Origin of the sequence: Vibrio sp. 10N.222.46.A1 (assembly GCF_041473595.1) — a bacterium.
In the GTDB taxonomy this organism is placed as follows: domain Bacteria; phylum Pseudomonadota; class Gammaproteobacteria; order Enterobacterales; family Vibrionaceae; genus Vibrio; species Vibrio tasmaniensis_A.
The window spans coordinates 1,521-2,281 of record NZ_JBFRSN010001289.1; the positions used below are offsets into that span (position 1 = coordinate 1,521).

At 44.5% G+C, this 761-nt stretch carries 1 pseudogene; it reads right to left on the reverse strand.

Annotated elements, in window-relative coordinates:
• Window positions 1-663: pseudogene (locus tag AB4496_RS26030) on the reverse strand (flagellin); the annotation flags it as partial.
• Between the last annotated feature and the right edge of the window lie 98 nt (window positions 664-761).

Genomic DNA, 761 nt, shown 5'->3' on the forward strand with positions numbered 1-761 from the left:
CTCTTCAATGTCATCGCCCGCCTTGGCATTAATGTTGATCTCTTGAGGCTGACCAAAACGATCGGTAAACGCCATCGTCATATCTGTCTGGTTGGATTTAACTTCCCACGAGTCACTTGCCATGCCATTGGCAACATAGCTAAAGCCGCCCATGTTGATATCATCGGTGCGCATGTTTTTCAAACCTATATGCACCGCCTCACCAGAGCTGCCACCGATTTGAAATGACGAGCTACCAAAGCTGCCGTTAAGGAGCTTTTTCCCACCAAATGACGTGGTTTCCGCAATTCGGTTCAACTCATCATTTAAGGCGGTTACTTCTTCTTGAATAGCCGTCCTTTCTGATTGGCTATTCGAACCATTAGTCGCTTGCAGTGACAGGTCTCGCATGCGTTGCATGATATTGGTGGTTTCATTCATCGCCCCTTCTGCTGTCTGCATAATGGAGATACCGTCGTTAGCATTTCGAACCGCAACATCGATGCCGCTCATCTGTGCTTCTAATCGATTAGAGATTTGTAAGCCAGCAGCATCGTCTTTTGCACTATTAATACGACTCCCTGAAGCCAAGCGCTCCAAAGATTGGTTCAGCATGTTATTGGCATTAGAGAGATTCCTCTGAGCCACTAATGCTGAAACATTCGTATTCACAGTTATAGCCATAGACCTTCACTTACAAAAAGATGAATAAAACTTACGATTGCTCTTGTATCGACCTATTTATATAAAACTTTAAAAAAAAGGAGCCATGAGGCTCCCTT